This window comes from Microbacterium pumilum (assembly GCF_039530225.1).
Taxonomy (GTDB): domain Bacteria; phylum Actinomycetota; class Actinomycetes; order Actinomycetales; family Microbacteriaceae; genus Microbacterium; species Microbacterium pumilum.
Map to the genome: position 1 here is coordinate 261320 of NZ_BAAAOH010000001.1, position 21574 is coordinate 282893.

Consider the following 21574-nt stretch of genomic DNA (forward strand, 5'->3'; position numbering starts at 1 on the left):
ATCACTCCAGCGTCAGCGTGCGCAGTGCGATCTTGCGACCTTCGCGACTGGACTCGAGGCCGGCCTCGGCCAGCAGCACGCCGCGGGCGCCCGAGAGCAGGTCGAACTCGTAGGGCGTGCCGAGCACATAGGAGGTGAGGAACTCCTCCCACTGCTGACGGAATCCGTTCTGGAACACGTCGTTGACAGGCAGCTCGGCCCAGTCGGCGTCGTAGTCGTGATCGTCGGCGAGATCGGGGTTCCACACCGGCTTCGGCGTCGCGTTGCGGTGCTGGATCTTGGCGCCGAACAGCCCGACGACCGCCGACCCGTGCGTGCCGTCGACGTGGAACTCGACGAGCTCGTCGCGATTGACCCGCACGGTCCACGAAGAGTTGATCTGGGCGATCGTGCCGCCCTCGAGCTCGAAGATGCCGTAGGCCGCATCCTCTGCGGTCGCCTCATAGGGGTCTCCGCTCTCATCCCAGCGGGTCGGAATGTGGGTCGCGGCCTGCGCGTACACCGTCTCGACCTTGCCGAAGAGGTTCTCGAGCACATAATTCCAGTGCGGGAACATGTCGACGATGATGCCGCCGCCGTCCTCGACCCGGTAGTTCCAGCTGGGGCGCTGCGCGGGCTGCCAGTCGCCCTCGAACACCCAGTAGCCGAACTCGCCGCGCACCGAGAGGATGCGACCGAAGAAGCCGGAGTCGATCAACCGCTTGAGCTTCTGCAGACCAGGCAGGTAGAGCTTGTCGTGCACGACGCCGGTCTTGATTCCGGCTGCGTCGGCGAGCTTCGCGAGTTCGAGGGCCTCGTCTGCCGTCTCGGCGGTGGGCTTCTCGGTGTAGATCGTCTTCCCGGCCGCGATGGCCTTCCGCAGGGCGGACGAGCGCGCCTTGGTGACGAGGAAGTCGGCGTAGATCTCCCAGCGCGGATCGGCCAGTGCGGCATCCAGATCGCTCGTGTAATCCTCGATGCCGTGCTTGGCGGCGAGCTCGGCGAGCTTCGCCGCGCTACGACCGACGAGGATCGGCTTCACTGTCACGCGCGAGCCGTCTGGGAGTTCGATGCCGCCCTGGTCGCGGATCGCGAGGATCGATCGCACGAGGTGCTGGCGGTAGCCCATCCGGCCCGACACCCCGTTCATGATGATGCCGATCTCGCGGACCTGCGGACGGCTGTCGGATGCCGCGGCAGCTGCCGGGGCGAGGGTAGTCGTCTCTGACATCGTCGTTCTGCTCTCTGTGGGATGGTGCTGGTTCATGTGCGGGTAAGCGCTTTCCCTAGTTTGCCATGGGAAGGATCGGACGCGCAAGCGCTTTCCCGTGGAGGGCGGTGGGAGCGGTACACACGTCGGTCTCCTGGAGATTCGCGAACGCGTCAGCGAGCGCGACGACGTTCGGGCACGGCGACGACTGCGAGCGCTGCGCAGCCGAGCGCCGGGACGATGAGGGGCACGAGCATCCACGTCGCGACGCCCACGAACCCGGCGGTCGCCGCGAGGAACAGCGCTCCGCGGAGGTCTGCGCGGATGACGAGCGGGACGCTGCGGACGGCGGCCCGCCACCCGCGTTCCGGTGTCCATGCTCCGGCGGCGACGAGGAGCGCGACCGCGCCGACGACGAGCCCGGCCCAGCCGACGACCGCGATCAGAGCCCCGCCGGGGAGCAGTCCGGATCCGGCGAGGTTGACGTCGAGCACCAGGATCGCGGCCGCCACTGCTCCGATGAGACCTGCGACGAGGCCGCCGGGAAGGGCTCGGCGCACGTCACGCCAGAAGTCCGTCATGGGGGATGCTTCGGCGTGGAGGTAGCGGCGGAGGTGACGGATGCCGGCAGCCAGCGCCGCAGGCAGGGTGATCACGAGGATGCCGACGAGTGCGATGAGCAGTCCGGTCTGCAGGACTTCGCCGAACAGGGCGAACTTCGCGGCGGCGCCCGGGAATCGTGCGGGCGGGCGCTCCTCCAGGGTGGGACCGCTTCCCGAGGCGTCCGCACGGCGGGCGGCCTTGTACTCGCGCTTGGTGGTGATGGCGCTCATCGGGTCAGCCCTTCAGACCCTGGGTCGCGACGCCGTCGACCAGGAACCGCTGGAACACCAGGAAGAACGCCAGCACCGGGAGAAGCGCGATGAAGGACGCCGTCGCGGTGGCGCCGTAGTCGCTCGAGGAGGTCTGGTCGTTGTAGAGGCGCAGCGCGATCGGAAGCGGGTAGTTCTCGGGACTCGTCAGGTAGAGGAGGGGCCCCAGGAAGTCGTTCCATGCCCAGATGAACGCGAAGATCGAGCAGGTGATCAGCGCAGGTTTGATGAGCGGCAGGATGATCGACCAGAAGATGCGGACGTGCCCGGCGCCGTCGATGCGAGCCGCTTCATCCATGTCACGGGGCATCTGGCGGATGAACTGCACCAGCAGGAACACGAAGAACGCCTCGGTCGCGAGGAACTTCGGCAGCAGCAGCGGGATGAAGGTGTCGACCAGGCCGAGATTGTTGAACAGGATGTACTGCGGGATGATCAGCACGTGGAACGGCAGCAGCAGCGTGCCGATCATCGCCGCGAACAGGATGCCGAGGCCCTTGAACTGGATTCGGGCGAACGCGTACGCCGCCAGGGCTGAGGAGAGCACCACTCCGATGACGGAACCGGCGGCGATGATGAACGAGTTCAGGAAGAACCGCCACATCGGCACCCCGGCGATCCCCTCGGACACCTTGACGTAGTTGTCCAGCGTCGGGTTGTTCGGGATCAGCCCCGGATTCGAGCCGAACTCGGAGTTCGGTTTGAACGTGGACAGGAACAGCCACACCAGCGGGTAGAGCACGATGGCGGTGATCGCCAGCAGCACGACGAACCAGATGACCGTCTGCCAGGTCTTGCGCTTGACCCGGCGGCGCGGGATCTGCTCTGTGGCGTCGACCTGGTTCTCCAGTGCGGCGATGGCCTGCTCGCCGAAGCTTGTCGTACTCATCGGGCGTCTCCTGAGTAGTGCACCCAGGAGCGCTGGGTGCGGAAAAGAATGAATGCGATGATGGCGACCACGATGAGCAGAACCCATGCGATCGCAGCTGCATAGCCCATCTGGCCGTCTGAGAACCCTCGCTTGTAGAGGTACAGCGTGATGAAGTTCGTCGAACCGGCGGGACCGCCGGAGCCGTTCGAGATGATGTACGCCGACGTGAAGACCTGGAACGCGCCGATGAGTCCGAGCAGCAGATTGAAGAAGATCACCGGCGACAGCAGCGGGATCGTCACCGCACGGAACCGGTGATACGGTCCCGCACCATCCATCTCGGCAGCCTCGTAGAGCTCCTTCGGGATCTGCTTGAGGCCCGCCAGGAAGATGACCATCGTGGCGCCGAACTGCCAGATCGCCAGGAGGATCAGGGCCGGAAGCACGAGAGCGGGGTTGCCGATCCAGCCGCCCAGGTCGATGCCGATCGCGCTGAGGACGCTGTCGACGGGTCCGTCGTTGCCGAACATCGCCCGCCACACGATCGCGATCGACACGGATCCCCCGATGAGCGACGGCGCGTAGAACGATGAGCGGAAGAAGCCCGCCCCGCGGTCGCGGTAGTTCAGCAGCATCGCGACACCGAGTGCCGCGGCAAGCGTGATCGGGGTGCCGACCACCACATAGACAAGCGTGATCTGAGCGGACTGCACGAAGGTCGGGTCATCCGTGAACAGCCGGACGTAGTTGTCGAGCCCGATCCACTCCGGCGGCTGGAAGATGTTGTATTTCGTGAACGACAGGTACAGCGAATACGCCATCGGGAGCAGTGTGAGACCGAAGAATCCCAGCAGCCACGGGCTGAGGAAACCGTAGCCGGCGAGCGTCTCGCGACGCGCGCGCCTCTTCTGCACCGACCGGTCGGCGTGTTCCGGTGTACTTCGACGGAAGAGCGATCGGCCGGCCGGCTTCCGCCCTGTGACGATGACTCTGGTGGCTGTCGTGTTGCTCACGTCGACGCTCCTCCGGGGTTGTGACAGATGAAGGGGATGCCGGGTCCGGGGCGCAGCGCGCCCCGGACCCGGATCCGACTACTGGTTGAGGACGACGTCCATCTCGGAGAAGAACTGCGAGACGGCGTCTTCGACGGTGATGGTGCCGAAGCCCAGCTCGGTGCCGAGCTGACGGAACTTCTCCTCCAGCGTGCCGGCGCCGACGATCGGCACGGGCGGCGCTTCGCCGAGGCGGTCCGCGATGGTGACCTCGTAGTCCGCGATCTGCTGGCTGATCGGGTCGAGCTCAGCGCCCTCGAGAGCCGTGGTCGAGGCGGGGATGCCTCGGTTGCTGCCGAAGATCTTGCCCGACTCGGGCGAGTTGATCAGGAAGTTCACCAGCTCAGCCGCCGCTGCGGGGTGCTCGGTGGTTTCCGCGATCGCGTGCAGCATGGACGGCTTCAGGTACAGGTCCTTCGAGCCTTCCACCGTGACTGGAGGAGCGATCAGGCCGAGCTCGGTGTAGTCCGCACCCAGGTTCGCCAGGTAGCCGGCGCCGAAGTTGTCCCACGTCAGCTCGCTCGCCGAAACACCGGCGTCGAACCCGCTCAGCGGCAGGAGCTCCTCGAGGCGCTGCTGCGGCACGGTGATGCCGTCACGCGCGTCCGCGCCGGACTCCCAGAACTCGGTGAGTCGTGCCTCGTCGAAGCCGGGCTCGCCGTCCTCGCTGAAGAGATACGAGCCCTCGGCGCGCAGCTGCACCTCGAAGTTCTGGATGCGGCCGGTGTAATCCGTGCCGCCGTAGATGTCGCCATCCGACGCGTCGGTGACCTCGCCCATCCACTCGGTGTAGTCCTCCCAGCTGCCACCGGCGAACTCGTCGACGCCCGCCGTTTCGAGCAGCTTCGGGTTCGTGTACATGCCCCACGCGTTGGTCGAGGTCGGGATGGCGTAGGTCGTGTCGTCCACCACGCCGATGTCGAGGATGCTCTGCCCGAGCGGCTCGGTCTCGATGATGTCGCCGAGGTACGGGTCGAGGTCGAGCAGCAGCCCGTTCTCGGCGTACTGACGCAGGTACGAGTAGTCGAACTGCATGACATCGGGCAGGCCGCCACCGGCCGCCTCGGTCTGGCGCTTCTCCCAGAACTCGGGGAAGCCCAGGAAGCTCGTGTTGACCGTGATGTTCGGGTATTCCTTGTTGAATTCCTCGATGACCTGGTTGTAGAGGTCCGCCCGCACATCGTTGCCCCAGAACGCGAGGTCGAGAGTGACCTTCTCATCCGGGTCGTACGTCGCAGCGCTCTCCGGGGTGGCGCCGCCGCCGGCACAGCCGGCCAGAATCAATGCTGCTCCTGTGGCGAGGGCGAGGGCCGAACCGGCCCGCTTCTTGCTGAACATCCTTGTCCTCTCTTTGAACGTCCGCGTTCTGTGTCGAGCGAACGATCGTTGTCCGTGTAGTGCAGTGAGTTCGCTTTCCGAGGTGCATGGGAAAGCGCTTGCCCAGACCATACTACGGTTTGAAACGATACACAAGGAGTTTTGGGAAACGCTTTCCGATCCATGCCCGAGATGGGCAGCGGTCACGCACCGGTGCCGCGCAGGTCGATGACGGGACTCGCGAAGCCGCCTCGATGCGTCGGGTGACGTGCGAGGTCGGCGGGCGTGACGACGGCGCCGTCGGCGGCAGCGGACGCATAGATCGCCGCGACGAGCTCGAAGGATCGCGCAGGATCTGCGGCCGTGGGCGGCAACGCTTCGCCGGCGATGAGCGCGTCGAAGACGTCGCGCAGCAGCGGGGCATGGTCGCTGCGCTCTTCGTGCTCCGGGAGCACCCACTCGGCCGACTCCTCCTCGAAGCCGGGAGCCGGGGTGATGGACCAGTTCTCGTGACCGTGGCCGTAGAGGTGCTCGACCGTGATCGTCGCCCGCTGGGTGTCGATGCGGATCGAGCTGATCTCGCGCGGCGAGACCGCGCTCGTGACGACCTGCGCCACGACGCCACTTTCGAATGTGACCGTCGCGGTCGAGGCATCCTCGGTCTGCGTCTCGCGATCCAGACGCCACAAGCGCGCCTGAACTCCGGCCCAGTCGCCGAGCAGGAACGCGAGCAGGTCGATCTGATGGATGCCGTGGCCGAGCGTCGTACCACCGCCTTCGGTCTCCCACTTGCCTCGCCACGGCACGGCGAAGTAGGCGGCGTCGCGATACCAGAGGGTCTGGCACACCGCGATCAGGGGGCGGCCGAGCACGCCATCCTGCAGCAGCCTGCGGAAGTGTGCCGGGGCCGTGCCGGTGCGCTGCTGGAAGACGACGGCAAGCTGCTTGCCTGCGGCCGCAGCCGCAGCCCGCATCTCATCGAGTTCGACGAGCGACGATGCCGGCGGCTTCTCGACGACGACGTGAGCGCCCGCGGCGAACGCCGTGATCGTCTGGTCGTGATGGACGCCGGGCGGCGTGCAGATGTGCACGACATCGGGATGCTCGGCCGCGAGCAGTTCGTCGAGTTCGTCGTAGACGGCAGGAACGTGCCATCGTTCGGCGAAGTCGTCCGCTGCGGCGCGGTTGTGATCGGTCACCGCCACGAGTTGAGCGTTCGGATGAGCGGCGACCGCTCGCGCATGAGCGTTCGCGATCGCCCCCGTTCCGACGAGAGCACAGCGAAGCGTCATGGTCATGCGGGCCTCCGCATCGATGGAGTGGGCGTTCCCTACGATAGGAGATCACACCGGAAAGCGCTGTCCCGACTGGTCTGCCGCGGTGTTCCACTGCCACGTCGTGAGGCGCCCGCACATTCCGAACCCTGGACCCCCGGCAGCGGGAGCCGCGCGCGCGACGGATGACGCGCCGAGCAACCCCGGAAGACCACTGCTCAGCGCGTCGAGCTGGCGCCGAGTTCGGTCGACCTCCGCCAGCACCGTCGACTCCCACGCAGTGCGCCAGTCGGCGACGCGCGGCTGCACGAGGCGCGCAGCACGGAGGTGCAGCGTTTCCAGCGCCTTCGGCCCCTCCGCATCGACGGCCGCCAAGAGTTCGAGGTAGCCCTGCATCGCGAGGTCACGCCGCGCCCGCGCCGCAGCCTCCCGACCGATGCCGGTGGGAAGCGCCGCGGCTGCCGCATACTCCTCGGGATCGTCGAGCACGCGAGAGGGAAACGTCATCACGGCGTCGCCGGCTTCCGGCAGCCCGGAGTTCTGCATGACGACCAGCAGCCGCAGACCCCCGTCGTTCACGAGTCGATGGACCGTCCCCGGCGAGAACCAGACGACCTCGCCGGGAGACAGCGGGTGCTCGGCGACGCCCTCGGCACTCACGGTGTGGACGGCACCGGATCCAGCCACGACGACGTACCCCTCGCTCGATGCGGTGTGCAGGTGAGGCGATCCGCCGCACCTGCCGTCGACGGCGTCCCAGTCATACACCGCGAGATCCGACACGGCGACGCCGCCCGGGAAGAGCGGGGCGCTCATGACTGTCCTCCGAGGACGTCGCGCACGGCTTGCGCCAGCGCGGCGGCAGCATCCGCATCCGCATCCGCAATCCCGACACCGTAGCGAAACTCGACGGTGCCCCCGGCAGGTACGACGAGCTCCTCACTGAAGAACGGCGCCGGGTTGAGGCAGGCGAACTCCTCCGATCGGGCGAACCACTGCGGCGGATGGTGTGGGTTCGCCACGTCGTCGACCATCACGATGAGCGACGACGCGTCGACCTCGTCCTGGCGGCCCGCGAACCCCATCCACTCGTGCCGCTGGCCCCGCACATCGTTGCCCGACCCGGTTCCCGACGCGGTGACGAGCGTGCCGCCGGTGAACGAGCGCGGCCCTCGCCAGAAGAGACCGCCGTAGCCGGCATTGTCGCGTCCCTTCGTCGTCGGCGATCCGATCGCGATGTCGGATGCCGAGACGTTCTTCATCGCCGTTTCGACCGTGAGCACCCAGCTGTCCTCCCCGACCACGCGCGCGCCGATCGCGCGGCGCTCGGTGAACAGGCGGTCGCCCGCCTGGGTGATCCACTCGAGATCGTGGGCGAATCGCGCGACGCCGTCCGCCCCCACCGCGAGCGCCTCGACCCCCAGATGTGCCTGGGCGCCGTCGTTCGGGAGCTGCACGTAACCCTGGTCGCGCACGTACGTCGGGCCGCCCCAGAAGTTCTCGTCGCCCACCACGGGCAGCGACCACGCGATCCCCTTGTGCCACACGTGATCGTGCGGACGGAAGAGGCTCACGAGGTGTCCGGCTCTGGTGCGGAGCGGGTGCAGGTACGGCTTCGGCGACTCGAACTGAGGGGTGTCGGGCACGTAGGTGTACCGGAACAGCTCCGTGTGGCCGTCGCTCACGGCGATCGCGGCGCCGCCGTCCTGGGAAATGGAAAGCGTCATGGTTCCACCTTGCGCCCCGCGAGGCCGGATTGGGTGAGGTGCAGGTGCGCATAGCGCCCGTCACGCTTCAGCAGTGCGTCGTGACTTCCCTGCTCGACGACGCGTCCGCGCTCCAGCACGACGATGCGGTCGGCCTGGCGGATCGTCGAGAGCCGGTGTGCGACGACGAGCGTGGTGCGTCCGCGCATCAGCCGGCTCAGCGCCTGCTTCACCAGTTCCTCGGACTCTGGATCCAGCGCCGAAGTCGCTTCATCCAGCAGCAGGATCCGCGGATCGCGCACGAGTGCTCGCGCGATCGCGAGCCGCTGCCGCTGACCTCCCGAGAGGCGTGCGCCGCGTTCGCCCACGACCGTGTCCCACCCCTGCGGCTGGTCGTCGACGAAGTCGATGGCATTGGCGTCGCGGAGTGCCTGGAGGATCCGTTCGTCGCGGGCGTGCGGCATCCCGTATGCGATGTTCTCGCGGATCGTGCCCTCGAACAGCACCGACTCCTGCGGCACCACCGAGACGAACCGGCGGGCCGTCCGCATGTCGAGTTCCTGCATGTCGACGCCGTCGAGCAGGATCCGGCCGCCGGTCGGGCGGACGAATCCGAGCACGAGGTTCAGCAACGTCGACTTGCCCGATCCGGACGAGCCGACCAGCGCGACGGTCTCACCGGCGGCGATGTCCAGGTCGATCTCGTGCAGCGCGTCGGCGTCGGCTCCTGCGTAGCGGTGCGAGGCGCGCACGAGACGGATGCCGCCGTCGACCTCGTCGACCGTGCGCTTGCCCGCGTTCAGCTCGAGGTCGGGCTCCTGCATCACCTCGGCGATCGAGCGGACCGATTCGAGCCCACGTGCGCCGACGGGAATGAGCATCAGCAGCTGGGTGAGTCCGCCGGTCAGCAGAGTGAAGTAGGTGGACAGCAGCACCACCTCGCCGGGTGTGATCGGCAGGACCGCGGTCAGCGAGAAGATCGCCGCCAGCCCGAGGCATCCGATGGCGAGCAGCTGCATCGCGACCCATGAGATCGATGCGACGTGCCCGTTGAGCATGTCGAGATGAAGCCCCGCGCGGCGCACCCCCTCCGCGCCGTGGGTGACGCGGGTGACGGCGGTCTCTTCGAGGCCATGCGCTCGCGTGACCGGGATCAGCGAGGCCATCTCACCCACGCGCGCCGAGAGGATCTCGACCTCGCGGCGGAATTCCTCGTTGCGCGTCTTCGATCGGTTGCGCATCCCGTAGCGGATGCCGATCGCGATCGGCACGGCAAGCGCATAGACCGGCAGGAAGGCGGGAACGGCGATGGCCGTCATGGCGAGCGCACCGGTCATGACCATGATCGCCGAGAGCAGCGGATGAGTCACCTGCTGCAGCATGAGCTCGACGTTCTCGACATCGCGCACGACCTTGGTCTGCACGATCGACGAGCTCACCCGCGTGTGATAGCCGATCGAGAGGCTCTGCAGGCGGGAGGCGAGCGAGTTGCGCAGGTCGGCAGCTGTGTCGCGCACGACGGTCATGAAGCTGCGCGTGTAGAGGATGTGGTTCGGGTAGTTCTGCAGCAGCAGGACGGCCGCCAGCGCGAGCCACCAGAGGACCTCCGACACCTCTCCTCCGTCGGCGACGATGTCGATGATCGCGGCGGTGACGACTGGCAGGAACCACAGCGGTATCTCCTTCATCGCGAAGGCGAACAGGGCGAGCGACATGCGACCCGGCCGACGCGCGAGCAGGCGCAGGACCGACCGCGTGGGATGCGCGCCGTCGATCAGTTCGAACACCTGGGAAAGCGCTTTCTTGGTCACGCCTCCATCGTACTGAACGCATGTTGCGGTTGACCACCGATTGGGTGACAACTCTGGTGAAAACGCTTTCTGGCTAGGATCAGGCGTGTTCGCACCGGGAGGGAAGCTGATGGGACCATCCAGCCCCAAATCCACGATCACCGATGTCGCGAGACACGCCGGAGTGTCGCTGTCGACGGTGTCACGGGTGATGAACGGCAACCCGACCGTCGACCCGGTCATGGCGGAGCGCGTGCGATCCGCCGCCAGCGAGCTCGGCTACACCGCCAATCCACTGGCGCGCAGCCTCGTCCTCGGCCGCACCCAGACCATCGCCGTCGTCGTTCCCGACCTCGGCAACCCGACATTCCAGGCGATCCTCAGAGGGCTGAGCCGGGCAGCCGCTGCGGACGGCTACCACGTGCTGATCGCAGACTCTGTCGAAGACGACGCCGAAGAGGCCGTGCTGGCCGTCGAGACGCGCCGGCGCACGGACGGTCTCATCCTGTGCGCACCGCGCATGCCCGAGCACCGACTCGAGACCCTGCTGGCGGATGTCGCGCCCGTGGTGCTCGTCAACCGTGCGCCGCGCGCGGGCACGCCTGCCGTCGCCGCGGACTACCGCTCGGCACTGCGCGAGATCATCGAGCACCTGCACGGCCTCGGCCACCGACGGTTCGCCTACCTGAGCGGCTCGCCGCGGAGCGCCTCGAACGCGGCACGCCTGGCCGCGCTCGAGGACGCGCGCGCTGCGCATCGCGACACCGCCATCGTCGAACTCGACGGCGGCGTCGACTTCGACGCGGGAGCCGCGGCGCTCGACGCGGTGCTCGAGACCGGTGCGACCGCCGTCCTCGGCTTCAACGACCTCGTCGCCATGGGTCTGCTGAGCGCAGCGGGCGAGCGCGGCATCCGCGTGCCGGAGGATCTGTCGATCGCCGGGTTCGACGACATCCCGTTCGCCCGCTTCACCTCCCCACCGCTGACCACTGCCGCCGTTCCCGCTGCCGAGCTGGGGGCCCGGGCCTGGGCGGCCATGCACGAGTTGCTCGAGGGCCGTGACCCCGAACCGCTGCAGACGTTCACGCCCGAGATCGTCCTGCGAGGCAGCACCGGGGCCCCGGCATCCTGACTCGACCTCGCCTCGTCCGCGACCGTGTGCTACCGTGAGAAAACGTTTCCTGGAAAGCGTTTCCCGCATCCAGCCCCCGAGTGAAGGAGCCACCGTGAGCAGGCGTCGTTATGCCGTCGTCGGAGCCGGAAGCCGTTCGCAGCTCTACGTCGATGCGATCGCCGGGCCGTACGCCGAGCACGCTGAGCTCGTCGCGATCTGCGAACCCAACCCGGTGCGAGCCGCCCTCGCGGTTCAGCGCGCCGTCGACGCCGGGATCGCCGCACCCTCGACCTGGCACCCCGACCGGCTCGAGGAGCTCATCCGCACCGAGCGGATCGACCGGGTGGTCATCACGGCACGCGACGACCAGCACGCGCCGCTCATCGTCCGGGCTCTCGAGGCCGGAGCCGACGTCGTCGTCGAGAAGCCGCTGACGATCGACGCCGAGAGCGCTGCCGCCATCGAGGATGCCGTCGAGCGCACCGGTGGGGATGTGCTTCTCACGTTCAACTACCGCTACTCGCCGCGCAACAGCGCACTTCGGCAGGTCATCCAGGACGGACTGATCGGCGACGTCACCTCGATCGACTTCCAGTGGATGCTGGACACCAAGCACGGCGCGGACTACTTCCGCCGGTGGCACCGCGAGAAGAAGAACTCGGGCGGCCTGCTCGTGCACAAGGCCAGCCACCACTTCGACCTCGTCAACTGGTGGATCCACTCGACGCCGCGGCGCGTGTTCGCATCGGGCGGGTTGCGCTTCTACGGCGCCGAGAACGCCGCCGCGCGCGGTCTCGGCGAGCGCCCTCCCCGTGGCACGCACGAGGGCGCTCATGACGGCTTCGACCTCGACCTGCGCGAGAACGCGAACCTCAAGGCGCTCTACCTCGACGCCGAGGGTCACGACGGATACGTCCGCGACCGCGACGTGTTCGGCGAGGGCATCACGATCGAAGACAACCTCGCGCTCGTCGTCGACTACGCCAGTGGCGCCACGCTCAGCTACTCGCTCAACGCCCATGCGCCGTGGGAGGGCTACCGCGTCGCGGTGAACGGCACGCTCGGCCGCGCCGAACTCGACGTCGTCGAGCGCGGCGCCGTCGTGCAGAGCGAGGGCCTGACGCCCGTGCTCGACCCGAGCGCGGTGGATGCGGGCACTTCGGTGACGCTGCGTCCCGAGACCGAACGCATGCTGCTCCAGCGCCACTGGGAGGAACCCGTGGAGATCCCCATCGTCAGTGGCGACGGCGGCCACGGCGGCGGCGACGCGATCCTGCTGTCCGACGTCTTCATCGGGCCGGGTGAGGATCCCCTCGCGCGTCCGGCGAACTGGCGCGACGGCGTGCAGTCGATCGCGGTGGGCATCGCCGGCAACCGGTCCCTCGCGACCGGCATGCCGGTCGAGGTCGCCGATCTCGGCATCCGTCTGCTCACCCAGCCCGTCCGATGAGCCGGATCGTCGTCACCGGCGGCTCGGGCCGGCTCGGGCGGACCCTGGTCTCAGGGCTCGCCGGACGCGGGCGCGAGATCGTCTCGCTCGACCGCGCACCCACTGTCCAGCTCGCTGCGGCGAACGTCTCGCAGGTCTCGCTCGATCTGACGGATGCCGCGGCCACCGCCCGCGCGTTGACCGACGCGAAGGCCGACGCCGTCATCCACCTCGCTGCGATCGCGGTGCCGTTCAGTGCTCCCGAAGACGTGATCCTTCGCACGAACGCCACGCTTGCGATGTCGGTGCTCGGCGGAGCGGTGGCGGCCGGCATTCCGAAGATCGTCGCGGCGTCGAGCCCCACGGTGCTCGGCTACGGCGCGCCCACGGAGTGGTCGCCCGAGCGCCTGCCGCTCGACGAGGACTCCGCCACGCTGCCGTGGAACGCCTATGCGCTCTCCAAGCTGCTCATCGAGCAGTCGCTCGCGATGCTGCAGCGCCAGACCGGCGACCGCGTCCGCTTCGCGGCGTTCCGTCCCTGCTACGTCATCGCGCCCGAGGAATGGAGCGGCGCACCGACGCAGCAGGGCCACACCGTGCGGGAGCGGCTGGATGACCCGGCGCTGTCGGCGCCGGCGCTGTTCAACTACGTCGACGCACGGGATGTCGCGACCTTCGCCGACACTCTGCTCGGCGCGCTCGGCGACATCCCCAACGGCGAGGTCTTCTTCGTGGGCGCCGACGACGCTCTCGCCCGCGAGCCTCTCGCCGACCTGCTCCCCCGCTTCCACCCCGGCACGGCGTCCGCCGCAGCGGTGCTCACCGGCTCGGCACCTGCCTTCTCGAACGCCAAAGCGCGCCGGCTGCTGGGATGGCGTCCGCAACACTCCTGGCGCGCCGAGCTGGCCCACGCCGACGACGGAATGGACGTCCACGCATGAACTTCGACGGCATCCTCTTCTTCCCGGTGACCCCCTTCAACGCGGGCGGCCGCGTCGACGAGGATCTCCTGCGCACCCATATCGCGCGCACGCTCGAGCACTCCCCCGGCGGGGTCTTCCCGGCGTGCGGCACCGGTGAGTACCACGCGCTGTCGGCGACCGAGTCGGCGACGGTGGTGGGAGTCGCCGTCGACACCGTCGCAGGGAGCGTGCCGGTCATCGCCGGGGCCGGCGGCCCGCTCGGGCACGCGATCGAGGTCGCCCGTGGCGCCGCCGACGCGGGCGCGGACGGACTGCTCGTGCTGCCGCCGTACCTCGTGGGCGGGCCGCAGGCGGGGCTCGTCGCCTACGTCGAGGCGATCGCCGCGGCATCCGATCTGCCCGTCGTGATCTACCATCGCGGCACCGCGCAGTACGCGGTCGAGTCCGTGGTCCGGCTCGCGCAGAACCCCAAAGTGGTCGGCTTCAAGGACGGCGTCGGCGACATCGGCATCGCGCAGCTCATCGTGCGGGCCGTCGCCGAGTCCGGCCGCACCGACTTCGCCTTCTTCAACGGCCTGCTGACGGCCGAGCTCACGCAGGGCGCGTACCGGGGCATCGGCATCCCGCTGTATTCGTCGGCGGCGTTCGCGATGATCCCCGAGGTCGCGAACGCGTATTACCGCGCCTACATCGACGGCGACGAGGTCCGCCGGAACGCGCTCCTCGACGGGTTCTACGCACCGCTGGTCGCCCTGCGCGACGAGACGCCGGGATTCGGCGTCTCGCTCATCAAGGCGGGTCTGCGGCTCGGCGGGCTTCCGGTCGGAAGTGTGCGGGCACCACTGGTCGACCCGACGCCCGAGCAGGAGGAGCGGCTCGCGTCGATCCTCGAGGCCGGACGCGCACTGCTGTGACGCTGACCACCGGCGCCGGGGGCGCGACGATCGCCGAGTTCGACGCGCGGCTGCTGCGGGTGCCGCTGAGCCGGCCGTGGGCGAGCGACGTCACCTCGGTCGGCGTGATCGCGACCCATGTCGTCCGCTCGGACGGCGTCGAGGGGTGGGGCTTCTCGTGGACGCCGCAGATCGGCGCCGAAGCCGCCCACGCGCTGCTCGAGCACGACATCGCTGCGGCCGCGATCGGGCGGGATGCCGACCCCGAGGCGTTGTGGGATCCGCTGTGGCGGCACCTCCACGAGGCCGGGGGCGGCGGTCTCACGACGATCGCGCTCGCCGGACTGGACCTTGCACTGTGGGATGCCGCGGCCCGGGCCGAGGCACTCTCGATCGTCGAGCTGCTCGGCCGCGAGCGAGCATCGGTGCGGGCCTACGGCAGCGGCGTCAACCTGCACTACTCGCTCGACGATCTGCTCGCGCAGGTCGGCCGCTGGATCGATGCGGGTTTCGACGCGGTGAAGATCAAGGTCGGCAAGCCTGACCTCGCCGAGGACGTCGAACGGGTCGCGGCCGTACGCGGCCTGCTCGGCCCCGAGCGCGAGCTCATGATCGACGCCAATCAGCGGTGGGATCTCGACCGTGCGACGCGCTCGATCGAAGCGCTCTCGGCATTCGCGCCCGCCTGGATCGAAGAGCCGCTCCGGGCCGACGACCTCGCCGGCCACACCGAACTCGCAGCGCGCGTCGACGTGCCGATCGCCGTCGGCGAGAACCTCCACACCGTGCACCGGTTCGCCGAGTACCTCGACGCGGGGGCCGCGCAGATCGTCCAGCCCAACATCGTCCGGGTCGGCGGCATCACCCCGTTCCGCCGAATCGCCGACCTCGCGGCCGAGCGCGACGTGCCGTTGCATCCGCACCTGCTGCCCGAGCTCTCGGGACAGCTCGCTCTGACTCTCGCCGTGGGCGACCCGATGGCCGAAGAGGTCGAGGATGCCGGCTTCGGTGCGCTCGTAGCGCTTCGCGACGCCAGCCCGGTCGCCATCGCGGACGGTCGACTGACCGAGATCCCGCACCTCGGCCTGGGCCTGCGCTTCGCCCGAAAGGACCCCTCATGACCACTGCGACAGGCTCAGCGACCACGCCGGACGAACTCGAGGCGATCGTCGCCGCAGCGGCAGCCGCTGCCCCGATCTGGGCCCGCTCGAGTGCCGCCGACCGCGCATCCTGGCTGCGCTTCGCCGCCGGTGCGCTGGATGCGGCCGCCGATGAGCTGGTGCCGATCGCCGACCGCGAGACCCGACTCGGCGAGATCCGCCTGCGCGGTGAGGTCGGCCGCACCTCGGGCCAGCTTCGCCTGTTCGCCTCGGTCGTCGAGGAGGGCTCCTACCGTGAGCTGACGGTCGACGACGCGGATGCCGCAGCCTCGCCTGCGCGTCCGGAACTGCGCCGGATGCTCGTGCCGCTCGGTCCCGTGGCGGTGTTCTCGGCCTCGAACTTCCCCTTCGCGTTCTCGGTCGCAGGCGGTGACACGGCGTCGGCGCTGGCGGCGGGCAACCCGGTCGTGGTGAAGGCGCATTCGGGGCACGTCGAACTCTCCCGCCGCACCGCCGAGATCGTGGCACACGCCCTCGAAACCGCCGGGGCGCCGCCTGGCTCACTCGCCCTCGTCGAGGGAAGGGATGCAGGAAACGCGCTCGTGCAGCATCCGGTCATCCAGGCCGCGGGATTCACCGGGTCGCTCTCCGGCGGCCGCGCGCTGTTCGATCTCGCGACCGGACGCCCCGACCCGATCCCCTTCTACGGCGAGCTCGGCAGCGTGAACCCGGTCGTGATCACCCCGGCCGCCGTCGCCGCGCGCGGTGAAGAGCTCGCGCAGGGTCTCGTGGGCTCGTTCACCCTGGGAGTCGGGCAGTTCTGCACCAAACCCGGCGTGGTCTTCGTGCCGAGCGGTGCGGGCTTCGAGGCGCTCGTCGCGGCGCTCGTACCCAGCACCACGGGCGGGTCGCTGCTCACCGACCGCATCACGGATGCCTTCCCCGAGGGCATCGACGCGCTCACCGCGGACGCCTCCGTCGAGGTCGTGGCGCGTGGGACGGTGACGGATGGCGGGGCCACGCCGATCGTGCTGGCGACGGATGCCGCAGCCGTCGCCGCACGCCCCGAGACGCTGCTTCAGGAGTGCTTCGGCCCGGTCACCCTGCTTGTGCGCTACTCGTCCGAGGACGAGCTGCACGCCGCGCTGCGAGCCATTCCCGGCAGCCTGACCGCGACCCTGCACTCCGAGCCCGGCGACGACGTCGCCGCGACACTCGATCTGCTGCAGGCCCGTGCCGGCCGGGTGCTCTTCGCCGGCTGGCCCACCGGAGTCGCCGTGACGTGGTCGCAGCAGCACGGTGGCCCATGGCCGGCCACGACGTCGCTTCACACGTCTGTGGGCGCCACGGCGATCCGGCGCTTCCTGCGACCGGTCGCGTACCAGTCGGCTCCGCAGCAGCTGCTTCCCGAGGTGCTGCGCGACGACGTGCTCGCGACGCTTCCGCACCGACGCAACGGCGTGCTCCGGCTCCCGGTGACGTGATGGCCGAGCAGTTCTCATCCGCGTTCGACTGGGCTCGGCGCCAGGTGTCCGAGGCTCGAATCCCCACTGCCGTGCTGGGGATCGCCACTGCTGACGGCACCGTCGCGCTCGATGCCTTCGGCACGACCGAGGGCCGAACCGCTCGCGTCGATGACCATTACCGGCTGTTCTCGGTCACGAAGCCGCTAGTAGGGCTGACCACCGCACGCGCGATCGAGCGCGGGCTGCTGACCGCCGAGACTCCGCTCGCCGACGCGCTGCCGTCGTTCGGCGCGAACCGCGATGACATCGTGCGCCTGTGGCATCTCGCGAGCCACACCTCCGGGATCTCAGAGCCCGCACTCGACACCGCCGTGCCGCTACGCGCCGAGCTCCTCGGGGCCGGCCGCGACTTCCGCGTCGGCACCGCCTCGCGCTACTCCACGGTCGCGTTCGAGGGAATCGCGGCCCTCATCGCACATGCGACGACGCACGAGTGGGATGCGGAGCTCTCGGCGTGGGCGGCGCCGCTCGGCGCCGACGGACTCACGCTGGATGAAGCATCCGACCCCCACGCGATCGTCGGCGGCGAAGCAGCCGGACTCGATGTGGACCGGTTCGCGAGCCTGCGCAGCCCGGGAGCGGGTCTCATCGGCCGTGCCCAGGACCTGCTCGCGATCGGGTCCGCCCTTCTACGCGGCGGGGACGGCATCCTTCGCCCCGCGACGCTGAGCATGACCCTGCGACCTCTCACGGGCGACATCCCGCGACTCGAGCCCTACCCCGCCGACCGCGGGCAGGACTGGGGCTTCACGTGGAATCTGCGAACCCGCGCTCCGGGGCTGATCGACCGAGACGTCTACGGCCATGGCGGGTGGTCGGGCGCGGAGTTCTGGATACACCCGTCCGCGGGGGTCGCCTACGTGCTCCTCACGAACGCGGCCATGCCCGAGCTCGACGCCGATCGGCTCGACAACGCGATCATCGGCGCACTCTGACGGGTCGCCGAGGCCATGCACACACCGAAACTCACCGAGCAGAGACACATCAAAGGAGAACGGATGCCGGAATCATCGCGTGATCGCGAACCACGTCGACCTCTGCCCGAATGGGCGCAGGAGGCGAGCTTCGGGATCTTCGTCCATTGGGGTCCGTATTCGGTTCCGGCGTGGGCGGAGCCGACGGGTGCTCTGGGGAAGGTTCCGCCCGAGGAATGGTTCGCGCACAACCCCTACGCGGAGTGGTACGCGAACACCATCCGCATCGAGGGATCGCCCGCCGCGGCGCACCACCTCGCCGAGTACGGCGGCGCGCCCTACGAGGAGTTCCTCGAGGCGTGGACTGCCGACCGCTACGACCCGGTGGAGTGGGCGAGACTCTTCCGCGCGGCGGGCGCCGATTACGTGATCCCCGTCACCAAGCACCACGACGGTGTCGCGCTGTGGGATGCGCCCGGTTCGGGTGACCTGACCACCGTGGCGCGAGGACCTCGCAGGGATCTGATCCAGCCGCTCGCCGACGCTGTCCGCGCCGAGGGCATCCGGTTCGGCGTGTACTACTCCGGCGGCCTCGACTGGGCCTTCTCCGACCTTCCGCCGCTGGAGACACCCGAGCAGGTGCATGAGTACCGCCCCGTGGATGACGCGTACGCGCGTTACGCGACCGCGCACGTGCGAGACCTCATCGACCGCTACCGTCCGTCCGTCATCTGGAACGACATCGGCTGGCCCGACGCAGGCAGGCAGGATGGCTCGCTCGACGAGCTTCTGCGCCACCACCGGAAGGTCGTCCCCGACGGGATCGTGAACGACCGCTGGGGCCCGGATGTCGGCGACTACCGGACGAGCGAATACTCGCAGGACACGCACAACGAGTCCGGCATCGGGTGGGAGAACAATCGCGGTCTGGGCTTCTCCTTCGGCTACAACCAGGTCGAGGGCGCCGAGCAGACTCTGTCGCCGCGTGAACTCGCGCAGCTCTATGCCGATGTCGTATCGCGCGGCGGGCGGCTGCTGCTGAACGTCGGGCCTGAGGCATCCGGCGAGATCCCCGCGCTGCAGCGGCGGACTCTGGAAGGCATCGCCTCGTGGATGACGGAGCTCAAGCCGTTCACAACCCACCGGCGTCCCGCGTCGGCCGAGGATCTGGGCGCCTTTCCCCTGACGGAAGCGTGGGTCGGGACGTGGGTGAGCGACGGGCGGCTCATCGTCGTGACCGACAGGCCCGAAGAATTCGCCGCCCTCGCCGAGGGCATGGATGCCGTCGTGGTCGGCCTGCCCGACGCTGACGAGTAGCCGCGCCGCCCGCTCAGCCTCCGAGCGAGAAGACCGGCGCGGTCTGCACCGAGCCGAAGATGTCGAACAGGGTCGAGATCTGCGTCCACGCGACCCCGAACCACACGTCGTCGGTGCCCGACCACCGGCGGATCCGGATGTCGTACGTCTCGCCCGCCTTGGCGTCGAACTCGGCGATCTCGTAGCTGTTGTCCCACGACATGCTCGATGCGACGAGGGTGCCCGCCGAATCTCGCACCTCGACGTCGAGGTCGACAGAGAGCGTGTTCTGGTAGATCGACAGGAACAGGATGTCGGTCCGCGTCGCGTTCGAGTCCCATGCGAGCGCCACCTTGACGTGCGAGCCGAAGAACAGCGGCGCGGTCGGCGTCTTGATGCGGTAGCGGAACGTCGTGCGCCCCGACCCGTCGAGGTCGGACGATCGCAGCGTACCGACATCGAAGCCCCGCAGCGCGGGCGCGTTGTCGCGGCTCTGTCGCGAGCGCGCGATGTTCGTCGAGCGGTCGGCGTCGGCCGTGCCGGCGCCATCCCGCCCGTCGACACCTGCGACGAGATCAGCCCGCCAGCGGCCGCCGCTCGGGTTGCGCCACGCGCCGGCCATGAGCACCGCGCGCGTTCCCTCGGGCCACGACTTCAGTACCGGCGCCGCCTCCTGCACGCACGCCGCGATACCGGCGACGGCGGGCGCCGCGAAGCTCGTGCCACTGTCGGTGAGCCCGACGACTGTGACCCCGACGCCGTTCCCTGCGATCTCGGGCAGTTCCCGGTCGCCGTGGGTGGACTTGGGATTGCGGAACACCGAGTCCGACGCCATGGCGCCGGCGTTGTCATCGTGGCTGCCGACGGTCAGTCGGTTGTAGCCCTTGTGGTTGACGAACTCGGTCGACGAGCCGTTGCCGGATGCCTCGACGATCGTCGGGAAGGGCCAGTGCAGCGCGAGCCAGTCCTTGTAGTTGTCGTCGTGCGACAGCGAATCGCTCGTCTGCTCGGCATCGCGATGGAAGCTCTGGCTGATCACGGTGCAGCCCTGGTCCTGCGCGGCCCAGCGGATCGCGTCGAGGTCGTAGCTGTTCGCCGAGAACAGGTTGGCATCGGGGGCATGCCCGTGCGGGCGATTGCGCTCGGTGTTGCGGATGATCCCGTGCGTCATCCGTGCGTGACTGCTCGACCCGCTGCCCGTCTGGTACTGGCCGGAGATGGAGAGGTTCGTCGTCACATCGGGGCCAGGCTCGTACACCGCGACATCCACGCCCGCGCCGGTGAAGCCGGCCGAGTGGGCGTCGTCGCTGTTGTGCACCGCGATCGAGTCGTTGAGGTCGAGGACTCCCTCGCGGTCATGAAGGAAGACTCCGGCGACGAGCTCGTGCTCTGCGAGCTTGCGGATCGCGTCGGCCGGGATGCGGCCGTAGACGACCGGCGCCGCGGGATCGATGCGCTCGGGCTCGAGGCCGTACTCGCGCGTGACCTCGGCGAGGTTCTCGCCGAGCGCCGTCCATTCCTGCCGAGTCCGTGCTTCGACGCGGCTGGGCTTGCGCGCCGGGCGCTTCTCGGACTTCTCCGTCGCCGGCAGATCAATGCCGCGAGTGGATGCCCACACGGCGACCTCCACATCGCCGCCCTGCTCGAGCCGTTCGAACAAAGCCGGCTCGATGCGGCCGTACCTCTCTTGCCGCCGCTTCGCGAGCGCCGCGAGCTCGTCGTCGATGTCGATGCGCTCCCCGATCTGGTCGAATGCAAGCGTGACCGCCTTCTCCCCATCCCGGGTCACGGCCTTGAAGACGTCGCGGAACTCGCCGTCGACCCCCGCTCCCATCGGCAGCGACTCGATGTCGAGCTCGCCGATGCGGATCCGCGTCGCGTGCAGCACGGCGAGGCCCTGGTCGAGCGCCGCAGGCGTGTCGACGACGACGACGTCGAATGCGGCATCCTGCCTGCCCTTCTGCTTGCGTTGGGCCGGGATTCCGTTCACGAGCACGGTGTGGCCGCCGATCGTGAGCCCCGAAGTGTCGATGACGAGCGCCTCACCCTCGAAGGTCACCCCCGCGTCCCCGCCGCCCGTGACCACGACGGCGTGCGCGTCGCGCTCGCCGAACTCCCCCGTGATGCGGATCGGGCGCCCCCGGCGCACGATCTCGCCTGATGCGATGTCAGCGACGGGGACCGAGCCCCGGTTCCGAATGCTGCGAGCCATGTCGAACCCTCCACACGTGTCACGCCTTCTCTGGCGTGCATCCCCCCTGAAGAGTCGTCCTTTGCGAGGCGTGATACAACCCACCGGTGCCGTCGC

General features: G+C 68.9%; 18 protein-coding genes. 8 read left to right on the forward strand and 10 right to left on the reverse strand.

The features are described from left to right. Position 1 precedes the first annotated feature (1 nt). From ABD188_RS01215 to ABD188_RS01255, 9 genes are all read right to left on the reverse strand, one after another. Positions 2-1210, reverse strand: a complete 1209-nt coding sequence (locus ABD188_RS01215) for a Gfo/Idh/MocA family protein (protein ID WP_344057743.1) — start codon at positions 1208-1210, stop codon at positions 2-4. Positions 1211-1362: 152 nt separating this feature from the next. Continuing rightward, positions 1363-2022 carry a hypothetical protein gene (locus tag ABD188_RS01220; protein ID WP_344057745.1) on the reverse strand — a complete coding sequence of 220 codons (660 nt, stop codon included), beginning with the start codon at positions 2020-2022 and terminating at the stop codon, positions 1363-1365. Positions 2023-2026: 4 nt separating this feature from the next. Continuing rightward, the gene (locus ABD188_RS01225; RefSeq protein WP_344057747.1) at positions 2027-2950 is read right to left on the reverse strand and encodes a carbohydrate ABC transporter permease; all 924 of its coding nucleotides are present in this window, start codon (positions 2948-2950) and stop codon (positions 2027-2029) included. Next, positions 2947-3945: a carbohydrate ABC transporter permease gene (locus tag ABD188_RS01230; protein ID WP_425561314.1), complete on the reverse strand. Its 999-nt coding sequence runs from the start codon at positions 3943-3945 to the stop codon at positions 2947-2949. The genes ABD188_RS01225 and ABD188_RS01230 overlap by 4 nt, the downstream gene beginning before the upstream one ends. Positions 3946-4023: 78 nt before the next feature. Continuing rightward, positions 4024-5322 (reverse strand): ABC transporter substrate-binding protein, encoded by a 1299-nt coding sequence (locus ABD188_RS01235; protein WP_344057749.1) that lies wholly within the window; start codon positions 5320-5322, stop codon positions 4024-4026. A 182-nt stretch (positions 5323-5504) separates the two neighbouring features. Then, the gene (locus tag ABD188_RS01240) at positions 5505-6599 is read right to left on the reverse strand and encodes a Gfo/Idh/MocA family protein (protein ID WP_344057751.1); all 1095 of its coding nucleotides are present in this window, start codon (positions 6597-6599) and stop codon (positions 5505-5507) included. Positions 6600-6644: 45 nt separating this feature from the next. Next, positions 6645-7391 carry a cupin domain-containing protein gene (locus ABD188_RS01245; protein ID WP_344057753.1) on the reverse strand — a complete coding sequence of 249 codons (747 nt, stop codon included), beginning with the start codon at positions 7389-7391 and terminating at the stop codon, positions 6645-6647. Then, positions 7388-8302 carry a DUF6807 domain-containing protein gene (locus ABD188_RS01250; RefSeq protein ID WP_344057755.1) on the reverse strand — a complete coding sequence of 305 codons (915 nt, stop codon included), beginning with the start codon at positions 8300-8302 and terminating at the stop codon, positions 7388-7390. Before ABD188_RS01250 ends, ABD188_RS01245 begins: the two co-directional genes overlap by 4 nt. Then, positions 8299-10092 carry an ABC transporter ATP-binding protein gene (locus tag ABD188_RS01255; RefSeq protein ID WP_344057756.1) on the reverse strand — a complete coding sequence of 598 codons (1794 nt, stop codon included), beginning with the start codon at positions 10090-10092 and terminating at the stop codon, positions 8299-8301. Before ABD188_RS01255 ends, ABD188_RS01250 begins: the two co-directional genes overlap by 4 nt. Before the next feature lie 109 nt (positions 10093-10201). On the opposite strand from ABD188_RS01255, the gene ABD188_RS01260 reads away from it, so the two are divergent. From ABD188_RS01260 to ABD188_RS01295, 8 genes are all read left to right on the forward strand, one after another. Continuing rightward, positions 10202-11203 (forward strand): LacI family DNA-binding transcriptional regulator, encoded by a 1002-nt coding sequence (locus ABD188_RS01260; RefSeq protein WP_344066796.1) that lies wholly within the window; start codon positions 10202-10204, stop codon positions 11201-11203. 94 nt (positions 11204-11297) lie between these two features. Beyond that, positions 11298-12635 carry a Gfo/Idh/MocA family protein gene (locus ABD188_RS01265; protein WP_344057758.1) on the forward strand — a complete coding sequence of 446 codons (1338 nt, stop codon included), beginning with the start codon at positions 11298-11300 and terminating at the stop codon, positions 12633-12635. After that, complete coding sequence (locus ABD188_RS01270; RefSeq protein ID WP_344057760.1) at positions 12632-13555, forward strand: NAD-dependent epimerase/dehydratase family protein; 924 nt, start codon at positions 12632-12634, stop codon at positions 13553-13555. Before ABD188_RS01265 ends, ABD188_RS01270 begins: the two co-directional genes overlap by 4 nt. Next, on the forward strand, positions 13552-14451 hold the full coding sequence (locus ABD188_RS01275; RefSeq protein ID WP_344057762.1) for a 5-dehydro-4-deoxyglucarate dehydratase: 900 nt from the start codon (positions 13552-13554) through the stop codon (positions 14449-14451). Before ABD188_RS01270 ends, ABD188_RS01275 begins: the two co-directional genes overlap by 4 nt. Before the next feature lie 2 nt (positions 14452-14453). Further along, positions 14454-15551, forward strand: coding sequence for a mandelate racemase/muconate lactonizing enzyme family protein (locus tag ABD188_RS01280; RefSeq protein ID WP_344066799.1), 1098 nt, complete (start codon positions 14454-14456; stop codon positions 15549-15551). After that, positions 15548-17014 carry an aldehyde dehydrogenase (NADP(+)) gene (locus ABD188_RS01285; RefSeq protein WP_344057764.1) on the forward strand — a complete coding sequence of 489 codons (1467 nt, stop codon included), beginning with the start codon at positions 15548-15550 and terminating at the stop codon, positions 17012-17014. Before ABD188_RS01280 ends, ABD188_RS01285 begins: the two co-directional genes overlap by 4 nt. Then, positions 17014-17991, forward strand: coding sequence for a serine hydrolase domain-containing protein (locus ABD188_RS01290; RefSeq protein WP_344057766.1), 978 nt, complete (start codon positions 17014-17016; stop codon positions 17989-17991). The genes ABD188_RS01285 and ABD188_RS01290 overlap by 1 nt, the downstream gene beginning before the upstream one ends. Before the next feature lie 63 nt (positions 17992-18054). Further along, positions 18055-19287: an alpha-L-fucosidase gene (locus ABD188_RS01295; RefSeq protein ID WP_344057768.1), complete on the forward strand. Its 1233-nt coding sequence runs from the start codon at positions 18055-18057 to the stop codon at positions 19285-19287. A gap of 13 nt (positions 19288-19300) precedes the next feature. Here ABD188_RS01295 and ABD188_RS01300 read toward each other — a convergent pair whose 3' ends face one another. After that, positions 19301-21478, reverse strand: coding sequence for a S8 family serine peptidase (locus tag ABD188_RS01300; protein WP_344057770.1), 2178 nt, complete (start codon positions 21476-21478; stop codon positions 19301-19303). Between the last annotated feature and the right edge of the window lie 96 nt (positions 21479-21574).